We start from the raw sequence: 20,856 nt of genomic DNA, 5'->3' as shown, positions 1-20,856 counted from the left end.
ACAATACATCTTTTAATTTAATGTTTACTATTCTCTGAAGTCTCTTTGTTTACTATAGGCATTGGAGCTACATCATTCATAAAATTATGAAAGGATTCTTTTATATCTTCAGGATCATTCATATGTTTTTGTAATCTCCTATATTCCTTAAATAATTTCTTTAACACCTTTTTATACTGCTGTTTATTCTCCGCTAAATCATACTTTTCTAAGGAATCGTTCTTCATGTCATACAATCGAACTTTATTCGCCTTTGGATACAAAATCATTTTATAATCTTCTGTTCTGTACATTCTTTGCGTACCAAAATAGGCGCCATAAACAACTGGATAAGTACTTTTATTTACCTTTCCTGTTGCCAAAGGGATTAAGCTATTAAAATCAATTTCTTTCGATTTTTTTACACCAGCAAGTTCTAATGTAGTTGGCATAATATCTTGTAAATACACAAAGGCATCTACTTCTTTTCCTTTTTCAAGATTGGGACCTGCAATAATCATAGGCACTCGCATGCTACTTTCATACATGTTTTGTTTTCCCATAAAACCATGATCTCCTACTGCAAGTCCATGATCTGCTGTAAATATGATATACGTTTCTTCTGCTTTTCCTGACTTTTCTAGTGCCTCTAGAATACGACCTATTTGTGCATCCATATGGCTAATTGAAGCATAATACTCTTGTCTATTTACTTTTATTGAATATTTCGTCCTAGGAAAAGGAGCAAGTCTTTCATCTCGTAACTTACGTCCTGCACCAGCGTATTCATTATAAGGATATTCAGAAATAAAATTCTCAGGAACTTTTATGTCACTTAACGGATACATATCCACAAATTCTTTAGGAGCTTGCCTTGGATCATGCGGTGCATTAAATGCTAGATACATAAAAAATGGCTTTTCACTAGCTTTTGATTGATTTAAAAAAGCAACACCATTATCTGCCAATACTTCACTCCAATGTTTTCCTCCTTTCCAAAAACCGCCTAGTTTTTTATCATACGGAGACCAAGTGTCTGGTTTGTCTTGCTCAAAACTACGCGCATATCTCAGATTGGTTTGACTCGCCATACCTCCTCTAATATCTTTCGCATAATCAAAAATATGCTTAGGGTTTACTTGATTTACATGCCATTTACCAGATATATACGTATCGTAACCAACCTCTTTTAAATATTGTGGCCAATACTTTTCTGGTTTTTTAACGGCATCTCCTTTTTTAGATTTAGAATAAGTAGCCGCTTTCCAAAGATTTGCTCCAGTAACCAACATGGTTCTACTAGCAATACATACTGCCTGACTGTAAGAACCTTGATTATAGGTTCTAGTAAAAGAAACACCATTGTCCATAAGACGATCTAAATTGGGTGTTTTAACCGCACAATTATCCAAATTCCCAATGCTATTGAACATTAGGTCATCTGCAAAAATAAAAAGAATATTAGGTTGCTTTTTTTGTTGCGCTTTAACAGTGAAGCATGCAAGTAAAAAGAATAAAACTCCTACAAACGAATGTTTTTTTACCATATGATGATTTTTACTCAAAAATAGACAAAAGTAGTTATGTCTAAGAAGCTAAACCGTATCATACTTAGTATAAAAATGTTGCATTTAGCAAAAAACAAACGATAATCGTCCTTTATCAACTATTCAGTTACTATCAAAGAAATAGATTAAAATAAAAATTGCAAGTACACTATTTTCCTATAAAGTCTACTGACCATATTTAAATATCCTCATCAATAGGTATAAAAATAATATCAGAATTATCTTTTTTTTATGGTAAGATAGAGAACCATTGGTTGATTATTTTCTAAATAAACAAACAGGCGTTCCATGCGATTGGAAATTAGAAAACCTCCATCTTCTAATTTTAATTTCTTAAGACTGAATTCATAATTTTCTGCTTTTCTCCAATACAAACAATCTTTAGAAGTCATTAACCCAATATAAGAATGCGGATTAAAAACAGCATAAAAAGTAACTTATTGTTCATCATACCACATAGAAACATCTTCGGTATCTAAATTTCCTATCACATTTCAAAAGGGCCTGTTGGTGATGTGTAAATCGCAATGACCATGTTTCTAATAACATGTACACCACTTTCGATAATAATCTTATGATTTTTTATTCATGTTGTATAGTTTAAGTTATGTTTCTAGATATCTGTGTCGCTAAGTTAAGATGTATCCTTATTCTCGAGACCAATTTCAATTAGTAAATATCTCAAAACCACTTTTAGATCGTAAATCAGCAGTTAAGCCATTACCAGCTTTCAAGTTCTTTACATTTACAATCCAATCCTAAATTTATTCATACTCATACTCAAACCAATCGATATCCACGTATCCTGAATCTTCTATATCGTTCCAGCAAAAGACGCCTAATCGATCACCAGACCAACGTCCAAAGACCAGCTCGAATTCAGGACCAAAGCGCTCAAAATTCTTGTTATCATAGCTATATTCGAAAGAGGCGCTATTACCACTATTGGTAGATTTAAAATAAATAATAGCTTTCTCAATGCTAGGGCCGTCTATCTCAGTTCCCTTATCATCCATAAAAAAGAGATTTCTATTTCCTTCGGCATCCATTTTAACACCAATGAGATGGCTTACTCCTGCAAAACGAGCATATCCAGCGCGTTGTCCTTGTGTCATTCCTGATACATCAAATTTGGCACTGCTAATACCTGCTTTCGTGCCCATAATACGCTGACTTAAGGTATTAGAAGCCCTCCAAAATGATGACGCCCCTTTGTGATAATAATAGTTGCTCAATGGTACCAAAGTGCTAGCTTTAAGTCTCAACCAGCCCGTACGTTCGGTAAAAGACCAATGTGAGTCACGTGGGTTATGGTTCCATTCCCACTGATGTCCTAGTTCGGAGGAAGAAAAATCGTCTGAGGTTTGTATTTTTAATTTTTCAGGTGCTATTATATTAGGCATTTTGTACCTTCTTAAAGGTTCTCCAATGCCATCCTTGTCCATATCCTCTCCTATGATAGGCCAGCCATTTACCCATTCTACAGGTTGTAGACATTGTGGTCTTCCCTGAAAAGGGGCATCTATGTTCTGAATTAACTGATGAAAGTACCACCACGAGCCATCTGGCGCCTGGTTTAAAGATCCCTGGCTGCAACTGCGCTCAAAGCCATTTCCTCTTTCAAGCAACACTTTTTTGTCGTAAGGACCATAAATGCTATTGGTTTTTGAGCGTAAGGCTATTTGTTTACGGTCTTCTTTATCTCCATCAGGTGTCATAGACCATTCCGATAAGAAGATAAACCACTGATCATTAATTCTATATATTTTAGAGGCTTCAGCTCCTGGACCTTTATAGAAGACGGTGCCTTCATCTTCTAAGCTCAATCCGTCCCAACTCATTTTAAAGATGGCATTCTTATACAGGTATTTATCTTTGTCTTCTTTCGTTCTGCTTCGACCTATATTGGCGACTAGCCAAGCTTCTTTGTTTTCATCATCCCAGAACACACTGGGGTCATCTGCCACCTTCTTTTGAGATATCATCTTTGTGGGTGTAGTCCATTGGCCGTAAATATCGTCGGTCGTAGTAACAAACAATCCGTGGCTAGGATCTATCACATAACAATACCAGGTACCTTCATGGAACGCTAGGTCTCCAGCCCAAACCCCTCGTTTGTAACCAGCCATCCTATCCCAATTATATTCCTTACCCCAACTGATACTGTCATAAACATGATTAATAATTCTCCAGTTGACCATATCGTAAGATTCAAGAATGATCATCCCGGGGGAATTATGTTTCTTAGAAGATATCATGTAGTACTTATTGCCATGACGTACTACATCAGAATCTGGATAGTCGGCATTAAGGATAGGGTTTATAAAAGTGCCATCCCCTTGGTCACCAAATGAGTGAATTGTTTTTTTTTCTTCGGTACCTTTGCAGCCAAAAACGATAACAAGTAATACAAGAAATCTAAAAATCTTCATTTTTCAATAATTTATATAGAAGTGTAATATATTTTTATTTGAACTGTTTTAGTGAATATATTCGGGGCAACAAGCCCAGAGGATATTTACCGAGTTTTAGATTTATGTAGTGGAATAAATATCGTATAAGAATCGTCTCCTTTTTTTATAGCAAGACACAAAACTGTTGGTTCATTATTTTCTACATAAACAAACGGACGTTCCATACGATTGGGAATTAGAAAACCTCCTTCTTCTAATTTTATTTTTTTACGGCTGATTTCATAATTCTTAGCTTTTCCCCAATGCAAACCATCTATAGAAGTCATTAACCCAATATAAGAATGGGCATGAAAAACAGCATAAAAAGCAGCTTGTTGTTCATCAAACCACATAGATACATCTTCTGTATCTAAATTGCCAATTACAGGGTTGGGTTGAATTTTAAAAGGTCCTGTTGGTGATGTAGAAATAGCAATTGCTTGGTTTCTGATAAACTTTTTCTCATTGGGTTTATCTCCTTTTACAATTAAGTAATACTTACCGCCTTTCCCTTGGTCAATTGCAGGATTCACAGTGATGTTAGCTATGGGACCAGATGGTTCTATTATAGGTGTTTCCATTCTTTTCCAAGGCCCATTTATTGAGCTTGCAACTGCTACTCCGGTTCTTTGATTTTTACGAAGCGTTCCTCTATCTGTATCTTTTAACGATTTTGTACTAAGCGCAACCAAATCATCATAAGTAAATTCCTTACCACCCAAATTGGTTGCAATATAATAGAGGTAATATTTGCCTTCAAAATATTTAATTTTAGGATTGTGAGCCGTAATTTCATCCCAATTTCCTTGACCGCTTCCTTTTAAAACGGTTTCCTTGTATTGCCACGGTCCTGTTGCTGTTTTGGATTCTGCATGTGCAATTTCCGAAAAAGTGAGCCATCCATTAAACGTATAGGCTCTTTTCCATCGAGAATAAAACAAATGATATTTTCCATCTTTTCCTTTGATAATTGAACCGCCCCAATTGTAATACAAAGCATCACGAAAAATACCGTCTTTCGGCAAAGGCTTCATCATTTTATGGATGTCTAGACTGATCTCTTTTTCTTGTGACACAGCATTAATAGAACAACTTAACAATACAGTCAATAAAAGTTTTACGAGGAATTTATTCATGTTTTTATGTTTTTACGACTTATTTTTAGTTTTTATGCTGACTAAAAAGCCAATCAACCAATGCTGGATTTTTCCATGCCAATTCGTACGAATTATGACCAACATCTTTATAAATGGTTAAACGAGCTTTGTGTTTTTTAAAACGAGTTAAAGATTCAATCATCTCTGTAGAACCAGCAAGTGGCACTGTAGGATCTTTATCACCATGAAAAGCCCAAATAGGAATTCTCTTTATTTTTTTTGCCATCGAAGTATCACCTGCTCCACAAATAGGAATCGCTGCAGCAATTATTTTAGGATATCGCATCACAAAATTCCATGTTCCGTAACCTCCCATAGACATTCCCATTACATAAACACGTTTTCTATCTACAGAATATTCCTGAACCACTTTGTCAAAAATTTCTTTGGCTAATTTCATAGGATCACTTTCTGGAATATCCTTGAATCGATATGAACCCTCTTTCCAAGGTACATTTACCCACTGTTGTTTTTTAGGGCATTGTGGCATTAAAATAATACTTGGATGCTCTTTTTGTACCTGTACATCCATCCAACCTGCAACCCAAGGTCTTAATTGTTTTAAATTGTCATTTCCTCTAGAACCTGCTCCGTGAAAAACTAAAACAATGGGATATTTTTTCTTAGGATCGTAATTGTCTGGTAAAAACAATCGATAAGGCATTTTTGCTCCATTTTTATCAGTATAAACAAAAGCTTTTGTATTTTTTTCATAAAAAGCTTGATCATGCTGAGAAATCTCATCATCAGAATCCTTGTATGAAATAGCTGTTTGAGAATAACTGAATTGCGTCAACAAATAAAAAAATACTACTATTAAATTTTTCATCACTCTTTAGTTTTTAACCTGAGTTGCATCGGTCCAATTATCGGTTCTAAAAGAAGATGCTGGTAAAAGGTTTGTATCATAAAGAGTTCCATTAATCCAATTACGCCACGCATATCTAACAGCTACAGGATTTGTTACTTTATCACTCTTCACTAAGACTTTTCTCCTATTCACAAATTTTGATGTGGCAGGATAAAATACTTTATCTGCTCCTGCAATTTCAAAACCTGTTAACCCATCATAAGCATACAATCCTAACTCTGCATTTTTAAAACTCAAAAGGATTCCTCCATCTTTTTTCTCTAGTGATTTATAAATTGGACCAGCATAATCTACAGTCTTGTAACCATAAGTTTGATTTAGAGCATTAAACAATAACCTGTCTGCCACTTCTTTCTTTTTTGGTGGATGAATACTTTTTTCATCACCAATATCCATTGTAATGGCAATTCCCGAATTCGGAATTAAATCTAAACATTGCAATTGTGCTTCTCTAATAAATGCAGTATTATCATTGGTTTGAAATACATCATTGTTATCGTATAAATAAGGCGCAATTTGTACATAATAAAACGGAAATTCTCCAATTCCCCAACGTGTTCTCCAATCTTTTACCATTGCTGGAAATAACTTTTTGTAATCATTTGGTTCACTACGATTACTTTCTCCTTGATACCATAATGCTCCTTTTATAGTAAAGGGAATTAATGGTTTTATCATTGAATTGTACAATACTGTAGGATTATATTGTGCTCTTTTTTTAAGGTCTACATTCTCTAAATCTACTTTTTTATAAGTATTCAACACTTCTTTACTCATCCAAGCTTGCACAATACTACCACCCCAAGAAGCATGAATCAACCCTACTGGGCAATCTAAAACTTCTTGTAATTGCTTACCAAAAAAATAGGCAACTGCACTAAAATTTAAAACACTTTCTGGAGAAGCATCTTGCCATCCAGTAAATTTATCAAGTTTTTCTAAAGGTGTTTTTGAAGCCACTTTACCAACACTAAAAAGACGTAAATTTTTATTATTTGATTTTACTGTAGCCATAAGACCTCCATAAGTTGGTTGACCATTATAAGATGCTAAAGGCTGGTACATATTAGACTGACCTGAACACAACCAAACTTCACCAAACAAAACATTGTCTAATAAAATATCTGAATCTTTACTGTTTATCTTAATAAACTGAGGTTCTTTACTATCTGTTGTTTTTACTTCAATTTTCCAATCACCATTTTTATCAGCATTAAAGCTTAATTCATCTTTTAACCAAGAAGTTTTAATGGTAATTTTCTCACCAACATCTGCCCAACCCCAAAGCACAATTGTAGTGTTCCTTTGTAAAACCATGTTTGATGATACAATAGCAGGGAGTTTAACTTCTGCCTTAATTGATTGTTGAGATAATAAATTGAATACAATTGTAATGACAATTAAAATAACTTTTCTCATTTGTTCTTTTTTTGATTTATACAGAATAATATTTATTATTACTCATAACTATATTTTATAAATTGATACCCAGCAGGATTGTTTATTTTAAAATTCAACGCACCATTATTGCCAACGGTTTTTTCCGTTGAAACACCCGTTTCTAAATTAGTTAAAGTTAGCCTTTTATTCTTTAAAAAATGTAGTGGTATTTTTTGTTCAACTTCTTTATTATTTAGTTCTCTAAAGACCATTAAATATCCTGATTTTTTTTCTAAACTATACCATTGAAATCCAGACCAATTAGCATTATTTGGTTCGCTTCCTATTGCAAAAACATAGCTATCATACATCTCATCTCTATACTTTTTATACGTAGCCAATAAGGGTTTTATTTGATCTCTAGATTCTTGAGAATAATTATGTGTTTCCTGAAAAAACAACGGTGTTCCTACCAATCCTATAGCAACAGCATACGGATCATTATGAAGATAAGCATCACTTACCTTTCTGTTGGTCATTCCTACATTTTGAATAGAGGTTTGAAACTTATTAATATTAGTATACTTAGCAACATGCCAAATATCTCGCAATACTAAATAAGGAATATAAACCACATTTTCTGGTTTGTCTGGTTTTCTATTTTCTAAATAAATACAACCGTATTCTCTAGCCCAAAAAAATCCAAAACGTGGCGCATTTTCGGTTAAATCCCAATTAACACGCACTTTATGATTGGTATATTTAATAAATTTTCTAACTTTTCCAATTAATTTATCCATGTTTTCATGGTTTCCTAAACGGGCAAAATCTAATTTATACGTTACAAAACCAGCCGTGTCATATTGTTGTTTTAGAGCTTCATACGTTACAGGCATTGCTGCAGCCCACAAACCAATTTGCACGCCAGTTTCTTCCGATTTTTTTATTACATTTTTCCATCCTTCGGGATACCAATCTGTTCTTAACAACCAATTTTTAGTTTGCCAACCATCATCTATTTGTTGAATATCGATTCCTAAATCTGCCTGAGATTCTAATTCTACTAAAATATTAGCTTCTTGCGAAGCCTCTTTATTTCTACCTGAACCCCAAGTGTTTGCTTGTAAATAAATATCTCTTGTAGGATCTACCGGATAACGTAAACGATCAAATTCTTTTAATGCCAGATCGCTTCCTTCTTGTCCTCCTACATACGCAATAGCCCAAGAAGCCCAACACCATTTATATTCTTCCGAATTTATTTCAGAAGGAAACAAAGCCGTTCCTGTATTTTGAATGCCCTTTTTAGTAACGATAAATTCTCCTGTATCCACACCGTATTGGTTGGCACATTTATGTGATTCTTTTACCATTAAAACACCTTTACCATCTTTGTCGACACGTATAATATTACTCCAATTTACTTTTTCTTCCGTTTCAATACTTTCGTTAAAAGTAGCTTCTTTTATGATTGGAGTTTCTCTTTTATTTCTGTGTTGAGTATCATTATAATAACCAATATGGGTACGAGTTGTACCTTCTGTATTTATTGGTAAACCATCTACTCTACCAGTGGCAAGCATTTTTTCGCCTTGAATTTCTTCACCACAATCAAAATACCCAATCAAACTATAATTTTCTGGAGATGCTTTTCTAAGTGCATCAACACGTTTCGCTAGGCCATTTGTTATTGTTATTATTTTTTGTGTTTCTTCATAAATAAAAACTTCTGCAACTTTAGCTACTTCACCATCAATTTTATCAAAAAAGATACGACAAGTGCCGTCTAACAAGGCTTCCGAAGGTAAATCTACCAAAACTGTTTCAAATAAATCTTTGCTATTTTTATAGTCTGGTAATTTTACATTTGCAACTACTTCTTTGTTTATTTCTCCATCAACACTGGTAACTCTTACTTTTTGTCTTATTCCTTTCCCTTCAAAATCCCACCAAGTAAAACCTAGTTTGTATTTCTTTTTACTATCCAACCCTTTGGCATGTAATTGAACAGATTTTTTATCTAAAATAGTTGTTGTTATATATCTTTCGGCAACTTCACCTGCAGCATAATTGTTTTTATTTTTTCCTAAAACAACATCAAAAACAATATCTTCTCTTAATTTTGCATCCGAGTTTTTAATATACTTTTCTGCTTCTCCTTTAATAAATAACTGTGTACGAATCCCTGTAGCATTTGGATATGCCCAAATAACATATTTAATTGATGTTTCTATTGATGGGTATTCAAACTCAGCAATTACTTCTATATGTTCGGACGTAAAATTTTCGTCATTTGATTGACTGGCTGTTAAATTAATCAGATTTCCTTTTGTATTATTATCAATCAACCCATAATAACTCCAATCTGCATTTAACTCGTTGTTATTCTCTATATAAACTTCTCCTGTTAATCTATTTTTAAAGGCATTGGTTATTAAACCTGTGTTTGTTAATTTCCAGATTCTCTCTACTTTACCTGTATTTACAATGAGTTTATCTCCTTGCGAACTTACGGAAGCGGTTTCTAAATTAAAATTTAATGTTGGTAGTTCTTTTTGAGCCCAAGAACTCATAAAAACAAACAATAAAATACTATTTATGATGTTTTTCATTTATATAATTATTTCAAATATTTTTTATTTCAATACGAATGAAATATGTAAATCCTTTCTTTTATATCATTGAGGTACCTTAACTTGTAACTTCATTTTCTAAATTCGGACGATACAAACTTAGCGCCTTGAAACTCTTTTTTAAATTGTCTTGTAAAACAGAAAAATGTATTATTTAATTTTTTTGGCTATTTTTTTGGCTAAAACTTCATACCCTTTTTCGGTAAGATGAACACCATCAACCGTATATTTATAGGCTTTTTTCATTAGTTTATTTACATCTAAAAGTTCAACATTTTCCTTTTCAGCAACTTCTCTAATTGTAGGAATTACCCAATCATATAAATGTTCTATACGCTCTTTAACTTTAGGATCTCTACTTTTTTTATGTTCGTAAATTGGCAACGGAGTTAATACGTATATTTCTGCATTTTCATTTTTACGTTTATAAGCGTTTATCAATTTTATATATTGACTTTTAAACTCTTCTTGATATGTTCCTTTAAACTCCGTTTTTCTATTTTCATCTAAACACCACTTTGCATTAGCGTCGTTTGTACCAAACATAATTAAAACAACATCTGGCGTAAATTTTAATGAATTTTTATATTCCTCCTTTTTAAAATAAGGATGATTTGTGCCATCAAGTAATGTTGCGCCACCTCTACCAAAGTTTTTTACTTCGTACTTGTTGCCCAGTTTTTCTTGTAAAAATTTCGGATATGTTGCTTCAGTATTACTGTCTCCAACACAAGCCACCTTTTGTATGTTTTCTGAAAGGGTTGGTTTTCCTTTTAAGAAACCTAGATTTTTTAAAAATACATCTGTTTTATAAGCTGTTAAATTGAAGTATTTATTACCCGCTCCTTTTCTAAAAAAATCGCCATTAAAAAATCCATGATCAGCATCTTTAATCGCAACCAATTCACATTCATTACCTGCTTCTTTCATCAATCTAGTAAAACGTTCTGCATTTTCAAAAGGCACCGTTTTATCTTTTGTTCCATGAAAAATTAACATTGGTGGCATATTTTTTTTCACCTGATGCGTTGGTGAAATTTCTGTTTCTCTACCTACCACTTTTTCATGACCATAACCCTTTTCTGTAGTATCTGAAACAGGATTATAAGCAACTACTGCGTTAGGAACAGAACTTACTGATAAATTCTCAGTAGTATTTTCAAAACCATTTATTACCGCTGTAGTTAATGCAACATGACCACCGGCAGAACCTCCACTTGCAACAATTTTGTTGGGATTTATATTTAATTCTTTTGCATTTTCACGAACCCAACGAATAGCAGATTTTCCATCTTCTACACACTCAAAAGGAGAAGTGCCGTGTGTCTTTTTTATTCTATATTCTGCAGAAATTGCTAAAATACCTCTTGACGCAAAATATTCACTTTGCTGATAAAATTGTTTCGGATTTCCACCTGTCCAACCTCCTCCAAAAAAGAAAACAATTGCCGCGGTTGGTTTCTTAGATAATTTAGGCTTAAAAACATGCAGATATAAACTATCTCCATCAATTACTTTGTATAAAATTTTACTATCAGGAGAAATATCTTGCGCTCTTACTGTAAAAATTGAACCAATTAATAATAAAAGAATAATTACAATGTATTTAGATTTCATTTTGTATTTTATTTATTTGAATGCATTTTTTATAGCACTTGAGTTTACCCCAAACACTTTTTTTATAATCGGATTTAGATCCTCTTCACTTCCTTCTAAATGACAGGTTAATTGTATATGTGTTCCACTTTCTCCGACCTTTAAAGACATTGCTGATGAAGATGTTTCTAATTCGTAAAAAGGCCCTAATGGTTTTTCTCCCGGACTTGGTTCTCCATCATTATAAGCGTTAATTACATCTCCTGCAAAAGGTTCGTCTTGAATTTCCCACATAGAGTTTACATAATCGGTTACTTTTTCTGGTTTGTTGTATTTTACAATGGTTAAAATTCCGTTTTTAGAGTCGTAAGAACCTGCAACATCTTTTGCTCTCATTGGAGACAAGCCTATTTTACTTCTGTATTTTCCGTCTCCACTAAAGTAAATAATAGCATCCTTAACAACCAAGCGATCTGCTGGTACTTTACCAAAATAAGTGTCATTTACAGGAATTCCTAATTCTGAAACTTCTCCTGAAATATAAGGAATCATAATCGTTGTATTTGGGGAATGGTTATACATACCCAACAACCAAATAGAAAGTAATCCTGTTTCTTTTTTCCAATCAGCATCACCTAAATTAGTAAGTGTATTTTTAGTTTGGTAGGCAACAGCTTTAATATTATTTCCAAGTGCATAGATACCAAGTTCTTGTGAAATCGCTTCTTTTGATAAAATAGAAATTTCACGTTCAATACCCATATCAAACTGAAAACCTGAATAATTTTTTAAAGAAGCTTTTTTTGTAAACACAACATTGCTTGTCGATTGTTTTTCTACATCAAAATGTTCTAAATCAATCAATCTTGGTGTGTACCAATTTTCTAAAGTAAACTCATCTCCTTTTTTAAAAAAAATGGAATATTGTCCGCCTTCTGGCCCCAACCAAAAACGCTCTTCACCACCAAAAACATTAATGTGTTCTAAAGTATCTTTTGATTTAAAAAGTTCCTTGTTAATCCAACCATAGCTTCTACCTTCATTTCCAAAAGCAGAACTCGTCATTACGCGCCCTTGAAGAGCGGCAGCTATTGCTACTTTTGACTTTCCAGAAGCATCAGACAACTCAATAATTGATGTGTAATCTTTCATAAAAGTTACATCCTTATGATAAGTATTAAATTTTACAATTTCTGATGTTTTTAGAATCTCCTCTTTTTTGTTGTTTTTACAACTCATGACAAATACTGTTACTATAAAAATTGATACAACTACTATTCTATTTTTCATACAGACACAATTATGGTTTAAACGAATCTGTTCTAAAAGGATAAGCGGGTAAATTTGCTTCATTTTCTAGATTCACATCAGGTTTACCTGTAAAGGCATACCTAACATATAAAGGATTTTCTAAACTAGAAGAAGTTAAAATGACTCTTTTTCCTTTAATTGTTGCTTTCGCAGGAAACCAACGATTCGCTTCATCTGCCAACCAAAATCCTGTTGGACTTTTACCATCAGTTGTTTTTAATTTTTTTGCATTTTTAAAACGTACTATTACTGTGTTCTTTTTAATTTTTACTTTTTTTAAGGTAGGTCCTAAAGCTGTTATTTTTTCTCCTAAAACATCTTTACGAGCTAACAAAGCTAATCGTTTACCAACCGGTAATTTATCTTTAGGATGTATGTTTTTGTAATCACCAAGGTCAATGATATTTGCAACAGAAGTATGAGGTAATTCAAGAACTTTTAATTGAGATTCTCGCATCCAAGCCCAAGAATGTGCATTGGGCGTATTTGCTGCTATATTTTTATCCGTTTTTAATTCTTTTCCATAACCAGGCAACATCACCACTAAAAAATGTAAGTCATCATTGTCCCAACCTTTTCTATAACGTTTTACCCATTCTTTTAAAACATCGCCATATTTTAACATTCCAGAATTTCTAGAAAACCAAGGTTCTTTTATCATTCCATGCATAGATTGCGTATTTCGTTCTCCTTGATACCAAACGATACCCTTACAAGCATATGGCATTAATGGATGCATCATAGCATTATACAATATATTAGATTGTCTTCTTAAAAAAATATCATCTTCTTTTCCCCAAGGTTTTTTCCCATTTAAAATAGCCGTTATTCTGTTCTTCGTTTTGTCATCTGCATCAAACTCCTCCATCATTGTTTTAAAATGCGGCACCGTTTCTACCATATCTTTAGGCATCCAAGCTTCTAAAGATGAACTTCCCCAAGCAGTTAAAATAATACCTACAGGAACGTTGGCAGATTTTTCTAAAAAATAAGCGAATGAAAATGCCACTGCACTATTAGGATAATTTACTTCCCAAGTACCTTCGCAAGTATCTTGAGGTTCTAATGCCACCGTGTTTTTTACTTTAAAACTTCTTATATTTTTTGCTGATGGAATTAATTTCTTTACTTCTGGAGCTCCATTTACAGAAAATTGCATGTTCGATTGCCCAGAACAAATCCAAACTTCACCTACTAAAACATCCGATATTTTTATCGTTTTTTTATCCATCGAAGATGATACTAACATGGTTTTAGAATCGAAACTTGCTTTTAAAGCATCTAATTTTACGCTCCATTTACCATTAGAATCTGCAATAGTTTGTTTTTTAGAATTTGCAAATTTAACGGTAACCGTTGTTCCGGCTGTTGCTTTTCCCCAAACGGGAATTGGCACATCGCGCTGCAAAACCATGTGGTCTTTAAAAAGGGAACCTAATTGAAAAGGAATATTATTTGTTGATTTACCCATTGCTGTTGTTTGTGCAAAACTACCAACTCCTATAGATAACAAGAATAGAAACCCAACAAAACGAATGGAAATATTGCAAACTCTGAATGCTCTTTTCATTACTTTAAATTATTTAAGGTTGTTTTTAATCATAAAAGTTTCTGATGTATTTTCATCGACTGTTTTTACTTTTCTAAAAGAAACAGTTCCGAAATCATTTAAAGTAAAAGATTTCAGTTTTACAGAACCATTTAATACAGTAAATACTGCTTTTTTTGATTTACCATCATCTGAGATTGTTACTTTTCCGTACTGATAACCGTTAGACCAGAAATAAGTCCCTGGTTTTGCCGTAAAATTTATAGATTGATCTACTGCTGAATAATGAAAACCAGTGGTAGCCAAAACACTTCCCCAAGCCATCATACTTCTCGCATAATGATTACCAAATTCCGCTTCGTTAAACGGACTTCTTTTTTTACCATCGTAACGATCTCTTACATCTTGCATGGTTTTAAGTCCTATTTCATTTTGATTTTCATACAACATACTTACCGCTGCTGTGTACTCAAAACCTGTCATTACCTCTGTAAAATAAGGAAAAGGTTTGTCTGGACGTTCTCCTGGATACGCTGCCATTAACAACGCAGATTCATCACCTAAAGCATACGAACGCATAAAATTAGCATGCTTAGACATATTTTCTTTGTGGTTGTATTTTATAACTGCCTTATTGGTTTTCTTAATATTTTCTTCTTTAGCTAAATAACCAAAATCTAAGATGTGCGCCATAACCTGACCAACCAATTGATCTACCAAAACACCTTTTCCTAATTGATAATCTGGTGTTGTTAAATCTTTGGTCCCCATCCCCATCATTAAACCTTTGGCTAAATTTTCTTGCACCATAGGTGGCTGTATAAGCTGTTCGTAATATTCGCCATTAAATAAATTCTCATCCATCCACTTAGAACCATTTTCGTACAATTTTTTACAAGTTTTAGCAAAAGATTTTTCTCCCAAATGTTTTGCCATTTTTTCTGATGCTTTTAATGCACCCAAATACCAAAATCCCATTTGAGGGTTTGGCCCAAAATATTCTACATCCATAGTATTGTGCTGAGAACCTTCCATAACACCATCTTTATTAGCATCCCATCCACCCTTAATCCAACTAAATTCTAAGGCTTTTTTTACCATTGGCCAATGCTTTTTTAAGAAAGCATCATCACCAGAAAGTTGCCACTCTCTATAAAACTGCATAATACTTCCCATTTGTCCATCTGCAGCAGCTACACCATGTTTTTGTGCAGATGTACTTAGTGGAAGTTCTATTCTAAAACTCATCAATCCTTCATCAGTCGTAGCATAACCAAACTCTGTATCTCTCATAGTTTGTGCTATTTCACCAAAAAGAAAAGGTGTGGTTTGATCGTAATTCCAAACATGTGTGCATGTTCCCAATCCTCTACCTACATTATCTGCAGTGCCTTCCCAACCTAAAAAATGACCTTCTTTAGTTCTAAAACCTAACTGAGTTCTTAAATGTGCTAAATTAAAAAGTGAAGCTTCTTTTGTAATTTGAGGAATATCACTTGCTAAAAATGTATTTACAAACGTTTCTGTACCTTTTTCTAATGCTGCTAATCTGGTTACGATTTGTTTTGCTACATCCCAAGAATCTTTATATTTACTCGCATAAAAGTTACCTACATTTACTTTTTGATTTCTCCAAGCTGGACGATTTGGAAAATGCCAAGTGATAAAAAAACGAATGTCTTTTTCTTCACCAGGAGCCAAAACAGTTTTCACAGCAAGAGAACCTACAGGAGCATCTGCATTAAAACTTGGTCGTTCTTCTAGCAAACCATCATCTGTAAAATCATCCCAAAAATCTAAGGTTGTATCTCCCCATTTTTGAGGAATCCAGTTGGTACGATACGAAATTTGTTCTTTACTATTGGTTGCCAAACTAAAAGTCCCCCATTGGTAGCTGTTTTTATCAACCCCATTTGAAGTATAATGAATTCCCTTTAAACCATCTTGATCTTTAAAGGTGTTTATATTTTTGATGGTTTTACCTCTAGTTCCATCAAAACCAATAATATTCTGAACAGTACCAGCTAAAGAAACTGTAATCGATTTATTTGAAGTGTTTTTTACTTTATAGCTAAGAATCGCTGTTGGAATGCTACTGTCATCTACATTTCCAGGAATAAGTGGATTAAAAGCACCAACCGTTACAGCAACTGGCAAATCTTTATCCTTTAAAAATACTTGCCCAAAAGGATAAGCCGTTTTAAAAGTAGCTTCTGCAAAACGAGGCAAACCATGGTTAGCTCCAATAGCTCCTCTTTCTCCTTCATAATAACGATCTGACATGGGTCCTTCTAAAAGTACTGCTTGTGCTTTTTTTCCTTCTTCTTGAATATTGATTGCAAAAAAAGCAGATCGGTTAGATGGTGGTCCTTTAGGTATTATTGCATTAAATCCCTTTGCAGGAAAACTCATGATTTCCCAATTTTGTATTGCACCGTTTCCTGTTAATGAAACTGTACCTGTACCAATACCTCCAACAGGCATAGCAACACGTTTTAAATATTCTCCTGTATAGCTTTTAAATGTTGGCCATTGGTTTTGCTGAGCATTCGCATAAGCAAATACAAAAAGTAAGATTGCTAAGGGATAAATGGTTTTTATATTTTTCATTTATTAGTTGTATAAGTATTCGTTATGTTCATTGTTTAACAAAGGTCTTTAGTTACTTAAAAACCGATTAACTTTTCCGTCAAAAAATTTATTTCATTGAGGTATCTCTTATAGAAACTATTGTACCATATTGTGTATTTCATATCGTAATAAATGGGCTTCACCTTTACTTTGTCTCATAGAAATACCCCAACCAGGAGCCTCATTCGTTCTATTTCCATCTTCTAAATGTGGTCTGTACAAACCTGGAGCCATAGGAATCTTTTTTAAATTCTCTGCTGTAGAATTAAATTCTAAACCATCTTTTGCCCAATAAATAGATTTACTTAACGATGTTAAAGAAGCAACGCCATCATTATGATTCCAAATTAATACTTCATGTCCTTTTCTTATCAAAGGTTTAGCATATTTCTGAAAAGGTCCTATAGGGTTTTCTGCGATAGCCACTCCCATCTGTGTATGTTTTGGTCCATCTTTTCCATGTTCTATACATCTACCTTTATAGTACAACCATATTTTACCTTCCTTTATTAACATACTCGCATCATCTACTCTATAACTATCAAAATCAGAAGGCACATCACTATGCGCAATTACAATATTCTTTTCAGGTCTTATAAAAGGTCCTTCTGGACTATCGGCAACAGCAACACCTATTGCCGTAAAATCAGTTGTACTGTTACCTTCAAACTCCTTTTTTAAATTACCAGGTGTTGGCTGAACTCCTGTGTAATACATATAATACTTTCCTTTAAACGCTAAAATATTTGGCGTAAAAACCGAATGGCTATCAAAGGTTCCCTCAGCACCTAATCCTAATGCCAAGCCTTGTTCTTGCCAAGTATGTCCTTCATCTTCTGAAGTTGCGTACCAAATAGTTCCCCAATAACCAGACCTTACAGGCTTGTCCATACGCGTGTACCAGATGTAATATTTGTTTCCAACTTTAATAATATCACTCGGGTCTCTTCTGTTGTAAACAGTATCTTTTCCAATTCCTTTTACTTCTGAGTATGAAAAACTTATTTTTTTATCAGTCTTTATCTCTTGAGAAACCTCTGTTTTTGTTGCTGATTTATTCAGTTTTTTATTGCCACATGCAATAACTGATACTATTGTTAGTATTGCCATTGACACATAAAAACATGTCATTTTTATATTGTGCTTCATTTTAGGTATTGCTTTAATATTTATTGATTTTCTTGTATTGCTTATTTAATATTCATTTTGATGTTTGCAAAAACACTAGCAACAAAAAACTTGGTATTCATTATTTATTAGTTTTAATTGCTTCTCCAAACCATTGACTCTCCTTTTTTAAGACTCAATAGTTTACTTAATTTTCCTTCACTATAAACTCTAAACAACCCATTTGTTTTGGCATGAATAGTCGCTTTTACTAATTCATCTTTATTCCATTCTAAATCTACCTCTAAACCTCCACGAGCTCTTAAACCTTTCACACTCCCTTTAGACCATGCTGATGGTAAAGCAGGTAATAAGTGCAATATATAAGGGGCATTTGCGATGGATTTTTGTGGAATTACCGGTATAAAATGTTTCTTATTTTCTGAATTATTTTGATAAGCAACAAAAGCTGCCTCCTGAATGTTTTCAGCGTCATTATTTACACTTCTTATATGACTTTGTAATAACATTTCACATACTCCAGCTGTTCCTCCAAAATTTCCATCAATTTGAAAAGGAGGGTGAAAATCGAACAAATTAGCATACGTTCTTTTAGCCGTTAAAAACTGATAAAACTGATAGGCTTTATCTCCATTGTGCAATCTTGCCCAAAAATTGGTTTTCCAAGCCGTACTCCAACCTGTAGAAATATCTCCTCTATGTTTCATTGTTACCAATGCTGCATTAGATAATTCTGGAGTTGTTAAAGGAGAAAAATCTCGTCCAGGATGTAAGGCTATTAAATGCGAAATATGTCGGTGATGATCCGTTGGACTATCCCAATCTTCTGGCCATTCTTGTACCTGACCGTATTGTCCTATTTTTTGAGGACTCAATTTAGGAATTGTTTCTTGTATTGTTTTTCTAAAAGCTTCATCTCTATTTAAAACCACAGATGCTTCTATGTAATCTGTAAATAAATTTAAGACCAATTGTTGCTCAAAAGAAGCACCATAAGCTTGTTTATTTAGTTTTCCAAATTCTTTTACCAAGTAAGCATTTTCTGGAGACCAAGTAGGATATACCACCAATGAACCATCTTTCCATGGAGCTAAAAATGTTACATAAAACTCGGCAGCTCCTTTTAAAATTGGATAAATTTCTTCTAGGTATTTTTTGTCTTTACTAAAAGCATAATGTTCAAATAAATTTTGACACAACCACGCTCCCGATTGCTGCATTCTTCTACCATGTTCGTTTGGAGCTGTGAATCCAAATACATTTCCATTAAGCCCCATGCTCCAACCTTTTTCTATACCAAAAGATTCTTTTGCCGTATGTTTTCCAGATGCTGCAATTATTTTTAGATACGCTACATAAGGCGAAAAAGAAATAGGAAGATTTGCGGTTTCTACCATCCAATAGTTCATGGCTAGATTAATGTCTGTATGATAGTCAGCATTCCAAGCTGGTTTTAAATGCCCATTCCATAAACCTTGCAAATTAGAAGGTACTGCTGCTGTACGTGAAGAACTTATTTGTAAATAACGCGCATAGTTAAAATATAGATTTTCTAATTCTATGCTAGAACCTTGTTGAATCAGTTTATCTGTTGTTTGGCCCGATGGTATATAGTCCAAATTAAACTGACAACGATCCATCAGACTTGAAACATCTTTTTGATGACTCTTTTTTAGTTTTTTATACGCAACAGCAATAGCATCTTTTATTGTTTTCTTAGAATCTGCTACATAATCACGTCCTTTAAACGTTGGATAAACAGGCAGATAATCTGTATAAGCAGATACATAAATTTTAACATCCGAAGCATTCTTTATACTTAAGGAACCATCTTTTTGAGCAATAACTCTTGCTTTTCCGGCATCTACAAAAATTCTTTGCATAAACTCTACAGGATCTTTCTGCATAGCAGCTTCTCCTTGTAATAAAATCTCATTTCCTTTTGCTTCTAAGTTGGTAATTTTATGCAAAGAGCTTACGTGAATAGTAAGATTCATTTTCCCTTTTTTGGAAGTATAACGAACAACTACCACATCATTTGGGTAACTAGAAAAATACTCGCGAGTATATTGAGCCTTTCCAATAGTGTAATTTACCATTCCCACACCTGTATGTATATCTAAAGTACGACTGTAATTACGAATATCTTTCGGTTGATGACCTGTTGCAATAAACACATCTGTAAAAGGTGCATAATTTCCCAATGGTTCTTGACTACTTAGATATTTTGTGGCCATGGCTTCCATACTATTTTCGCCAGTACCATAATTTTCTTCTTCGTATGCTTTTCTTACTTTATGGAAATTTTTATGCGCTCCTATTCTTACCCCAGATTGCGCAACCGAATCTAAACCACGTTTGCTGTTCATCCACAAGGTAATTTCATTCATCATGATATGCTCTTGTGCGATTCCTCCAGAAAACATGGCTCCCAAGCGTCCATTTCCAAGAGGTAACGCTTCTTGCATATATCCATTTTTTCGGTAATCTTGTCTTTGTTCTTTTGTAAACGGACTTGCAGGCTTATCATAACTCAATAAAAACTGAGCATTGATTTGTACTGAAAAAAATATAACAAATATGAATATACTGTTTCTCAT

General features: G+C 33.6%; 12 protein-coding genes. All 12 read right to left on the bottom strand.

The window, feature by feature from the left end:
• Positions 1-17: 17 nt before the first annotated feature.
• The 12 genes from BLT70_RS00135 to BLT70_RS00080 all read right to left on the bottom strand — a co-directional run bounded on the left by BLT70_RS00135 (position 18) and on the right by BLT70_RS00080 (position 20,856).
• Entirely contained in the window at positions 18-1,526 is a 1,509-nt protein-coding gene (locus BLT70_RS00135) for a sulfatase-like hydrolase/transferase (RefSeq protein ID WP_091889852.1), read from the bottom strand.
• A 785-nt stretch (positions 1,527-2,311) separates the two neighbouring features.
• Positions 2,312-3,979: a glycoside hydrolase 43 family protein gene (locus tag BLT70_RS00130; protein ID WP_091889849.1), complete on the bottom strand. Its 1,668-nt coding sequence runs from the start codon at positions 3,977-3,979 to the stop codon at positions 2,312-2,314.
• Positions 3,980-4,065: 86 nt separating this feature from the next.
• Positions 4,066-5,136: a glycoside hydrolase family protein gene (locus BLT70_RS00125; RefSeq protein ID WP_197678376.1), complete on the bottom strand. Its 1,071-nt coding sequence runs from the start codon at positions 5,134-5,136 to the stop codon at positions 4,066-4,068.
• A gap of 25 nt (positions 5,137-5,161) precedes the next feature.
• Positions 5,162-5,986: an alpha/beta hydrolase-fold protein gene (locus BLT70_RS00120; protein WP_091889843.1), complete on the bottom strand. Its 825-nt coding sequence runs from the start codon at positions 5,984-5,986 to the stop codon at positions 5,162-5,164.
• Positions 5,987-5,992: 6 nt separating this feature from the next.
• A complete protein-coding gene (locus BLT70_RS00115) occupies positions 5,993-7,447 on the bottom strand; it encodes a sialate O-acetylesterase (RefSeq protein ID WP_091889840.1) in 1,455 nt (484 codons plus the stop codon).
• Between the two features lie 38 nt (positions 7,448-7,485).
• Positions 7,486-10,020, bottom strand: coding sequence for a hypothetical protein (locus BLT70_RS00110; RefSeq protein WP_157691802.1), 2,535 nt, complete (start codon positions 10,018-10,020; stop codon positions 7,486-7,488).
• 171 nt (positions 10,021-10,191) lie between these two features.
• Positions 10,192-11,658 (bottom strand): GDSL-type esterase/lipase family protein, encoded by a 1,467-nt coding sequence (locus BLT70_RS00105; RefSeq protein WP_091889833.1) that lies wholly within the window; start codon positions 11,656-11,658, stop codon positions 10,192-10,194.
• 12 nt (positions 11,659-11,670) lie between these two features.
• Positions 11,671-12,927, bottom strand: a complete 1,257-nt coding sequence (locus BLT70_RS00100) for a DUF6786 family protein (RefSeq protein ID WP_197678375.1) — start codon at positions 12,925-12,927, stop codon at positions 11,671-11,673.
• 10 nt (positions 12,928-12,937) lie between these two features.
• The gene (locus BLT70_RS00095) at positions 12,938-14,518 is read right to left on the bottom strand and encodes a sialate O-acetylesterase (protein ID WP_197678374.1); all 1,581 of its coding nucleotides are present in this window, start codon (positions 14,516-14,518) and stop codon (positions 12,938-12,940) included.
• A gap of 9 nt (positions 14,519-14,527) precedes the next feature.
• Positions 14,528-17,107: a GH116 family glycosyl-hydrolase gene (locus BLT70_RS00090; protein ID WP_197678373.1), complete on the bottom strand. Its 2,580-nt coding sequence runs from the start codon at positions 17,105-17,107 to the stop codon at positions 14,528-14,530.
• Between the two features lie 117 nt (positions 17,108-17,224).
• On the bottom strand, positions 17,225-18,277 hold the full coding sequence (locus tag BLT70_RS00085) for a family 43 glycosylhydrolase (protein ID WP_091889830.1): 1,053 nt from the start codon (positions 18,275-18,277) through the stop codon (positions 17,225-17,227).
• A gap of 113 nt (positions 18,278-18,390) precedes the next feature.
• Positions 18,391-20,856, bottom strand: coding sequence for a glycoside hydrolase N-terminal domain-containing protein (locus BLT70_RS00080; RefSeq protein ID WP_091889827.1), 2,466 nt, complete (start codon positions 20,854-20,856; stop codon positions 18,391-18,393).

The organism is Polaribacter sp. KT25b, from assembly GCF_900105145.1.
In the GTDB taxonomy this organism is placed as follows: Bacteria; Bacteroidota; Bacteroidia; order Flavobacteriales; family Flavobacteriaceae; genus Polaribacter.
The sequence above is the reverse complement of the archived record's forward strand: the minus strand, read 5'-3'. Positions and strand labels throughout refer to the sequence as shown.